Here is a 2,894-nt window from a genome sequence, read left to right as displayed (position 1 = left end):
CCCTCCGGGGTCCCGCCCCTGGCGTCGCGCCGCGGCCACGCCGCTTCGCCCGCTCTCTCTCGCGGGCGTGCCTGCTCCACGGGGACCTCCTGGGCCATGACTGCGGATTCCGGTTCGGCTTCCGGATCCGGGCTCCCAGCACGATAGGGGGCGGACGCCGGTGTTCCCACCCCCGGCCCGTATGAGTAAGGTAAGGCTTACCTGTCAACGCCTGATCATGCTCACGGGAACGGGAGTCCGTCGTGCCCTCTGCCACCTCGGCCTTTCAGGACGCGTACGACCGGCTCGCGGCCGCCTTCCCGCACCTGACCGTGACGGAAGTCGCTCCCGGCGAGGCGCTGCCCACCGAGCGCGCCGACGCCGAGCCCGGGTGGGCGGCCTCGGCCGGCTTCGCCGAGGACGGCCCCGAGATCGCGGGTCTGATCGCCCGGGACGGGGCGATGGTCGAGCAGTACTACGGCAGGCCCCCGCGGCCCGACGTCGGCGCCTCCCTGGCCCTGCACCGGTACGCCTGGCCGGTCTGCCTCCTCTTCACGATCCCCGCCTTCCTCTCCCGCCGGGTGCCGCGGCTCACCGTGGACGACGTGGCCGTGCACCTGGAGACGGGACGGATCGTCGTGCGGCCGCGGACCTTCGCCTGCCTGCCGGACGACCCGGCGGCCGCACTGCCCGGCGCCCGGGTGGTACCCGACGAGGACGCCCTGCGCGCCGAGGTGCGGGCCGCCGCGGCCGAGCACCTGGGTCCGGTCCTGGCCGTCTTCGGCCCGCGGATGCGGCGCCGCGGGCGGTCGCTGTGGGGCATGGTGACCGACGAGATGGTCGAGGGCCTGTGGTACGTCGGCAACCTGCTCGGCGAGGAGCGGCGGGCCGTGGAGGAGCTGGGCCGGATGCTGCCCGGCGCCACCCTGCCGCTGCCCGGCGCGGCCGGCTTCCGTGAGCTGTCCGGGCCGTCCGGCGACCCGCTCACCACCCGCGACCGGGTGACCTGCTGCCTGGCCTACACGCTGGCCGAGGACAGCACCTGCGTCACCTGCCCGCGCACCTGCGACACCGAGCGCGTGGCCAAGCTGACCGCCGTGCCCGCGGCCTGACACAGCCTGACATCTGGTCGGATTTGCGCCCGGCGCCGTCAGACGGCCGCCTCACGCACCACCCGTGCGCGGGATTGCCTTTCGAACACAACCAAGCTTTCACGTACGACAGTTCGACCCCGAGGCCGCCAACCCGGGGCCGATCACCACCCCCTCGGTTCGTCTTGCTCCGAAACCCGGTACGCCGGTCTCCGGTTGGGCCAACATGGCCGCCAGCCAGGCCACCCAAGCCCGACGCAAAGGGACACCGGATGAGATTGACCGACGTTTCGCTGAATTGGCTGCTTCCCGGCGCCGTACTGCTCCTCGGCGTGCTGGCCGCAGTGGCGGTGCTCGCGCGCGGCCGGAAGGCGTCGACGGCGGGCCCGGCCTCCTCGGACGACTCCTGGGAGCGCAGTGAGGAGCGCCGCCGCCGCAAGGAGGCGGTGTACGGCACCGCCTCCTACGTCCTGCTGTTCTGCTGCGCCGCGGTGGCCGCCGCGCTCTCCTTCCACGGCCTGGTCGGCTTCGGCCGCCAGAACCTCGGCCTGTCCGGCGGCTGGGAGTACCTGGTGCCGTTCGGCCTCGACGGAGCGGCGATGTTCTGCTCGGTCCTCGCGGTGCGCGAGGCCAGCCACGGCGACGCGGCCCTGGGCTCCCGGATGCTGGTGTGGCTGTTCGCGGGCGCGGCCGCCTGGTTCAACTGGGTGCACGCGCCGCGGGGCCTGGGCCACGCGGGCGCGCCGCAGTTCTTCTCCGGGATGTCGCTGTCCGCGGCGATCCTCTTCGACCGCGCCCTGAAGCAGACCCGCCGCGCCGCCCTGCGCGAACAGGGCCTGATCCCGCGCCCGTTGCCGCAGATCCGGGCGGTGCGGTGGCTGCGCGCCCCGCGGGAGACCTACCGCGCCTGGTCGCTGATGCTGCTGGAGGGCGTGCGGAGCCTGGACGAGGCGGTGGAGGAGGTCCGTGAGGACCAGCGGATGCGGGAGCAGTCGCGGCGGCGCGACAGGGAGCAGAAGCGGGTGGAGCGGGCGCACCTCAAGGCGGTGAGCCGCGGGCACGCCCCGGCCGCGCTGACCGAGCGGGCGGCGCCCCAGGTCGAACTCGAGCGTGCCGACGCCGCCGCCTCCTCATCGGAGCCCGAACAACTGCCCCTGCGCAGCCGCCCGTCGCTTCCCGCTCCGGAGGAGGACACCATGGCCCTGCGCCAGCTCGACACCCTGGAGCGCAAGCTGAAGGACCTGGAGCAGCAGTTCGGCTGACTTCGCGCCGGCCGCCTCCGTCAGACAGCCGGCGCCGTCGGCCGCCTCCCTCAGACCCGGACGGGTCCGGCTCCCGTGCGGGCCAGCTCGAACCACACGGACTTGCCGAGGGCGTGACCGCGCACCCCCCAGGCGTCGGCGAGGGTGGCCACCAGCAGGAGGCCTCTGCCGCCGGTGGCCTCGTCGTCGGCGTCCTCGCCCGCCGGGAGCCGCGGGGGCCGGCTGCGGACGAAGTCCCGTACCTCGACCCTCAGCCGCCGTCCGGTGACCGTCACCTTGAGCACCGCGCCGTGGCCGGTGTGCACCAAGGCGTTGGTGACCAGTTCGGTGGTGAGCAGCTCCGCCGTGTCCACCAGCTCCGCGTCCAGCGGGCGGCCCGGCACGTCGCACCGCACCAGCTCCCGTAACGCCCGCCGCGCCCGTGGCACGGCGCCCAGGTCCGCCCGGCGCAGGCGCTGCCTGAGCCGGGGCCGCCGTGTGCGGAGGCGGGGCCGGTCGACCGCCGGCCGGCCGGCCGCCTGCGGATCCGGTGGCGCGCCTGGTCCGGTGGACGCCTCCGCCG

General features: G+C 74.7%; 3 protein-coding genes. 2 read left to right on the top strand and 1 reads right to left on the bottom strand.

The features are described from left to right. The first annotated feature begins 242 nt into the window (after positions 1–242). Together ACOV8S_RS04780 and ACOV8S_RS04775 are read left to right on the top strand one after the other, a co-directional pair. Positions 243–1,091, top strand: coding sequence for a (2Fe-2S)-binding protein (locus tag ACOV8S_RS04780; protein ID WP_448316267.1), 849 nt, complete (start codon positions 243–245; stop codon positions 1,089–1,091). 251 nt (positions 1,092–1,342) lie between these two features. Beyond that, the gene (locus tag ACOV8S_RS04775) at positions 1,343–2,332 is read left to right on the top strand and encodes a DUF2637 domain-containing protein (protein ID WP_448316266.1); all 990 of its coding nucleotides are present in this window, start codon (positions 1,343–1,345) and stop codon (positions 2,330–2,332) included. A gap of 50 nt (positions 2,333–2,382) precedes the next feature. Here ACOV8S_RS04775 and ACOV8S_RS04770 read toward each other — a convergent pair whose 3' ends face one another. Then, positions 2,383–2,784 (bottom strand): ATP-binding protein, encoded by a 402-nt coding sequence (locus ACOV8S_RS04770; RefSeq protein WP_448317350.1) that lies wholly within the window; start codon positions 2,782–2,784, stop codon positions 2,383–2,385. Positions 2,785–2,894: the final 110 nt, after the last annotated feature.

It is taken from the genome of Streptomyces sp. CO7 (assembly GCF_053474865.1).
The sequence above is the reverse complement of the archived record's forward strand: the minus strand, read 5'-3'. Positions and strand labels throughout refer to the sequence as shown.

What these genes read in the sequence shown, in the direction of transcription:
- ACOV8S_RS04775 (WP_448316266.1), top strand. Translation starts at nt 1,343, where the DNA reads ATGAGATTGACCGACGTTTCGCTGAATTGGCTGCTTCCCGGCGCCGTA.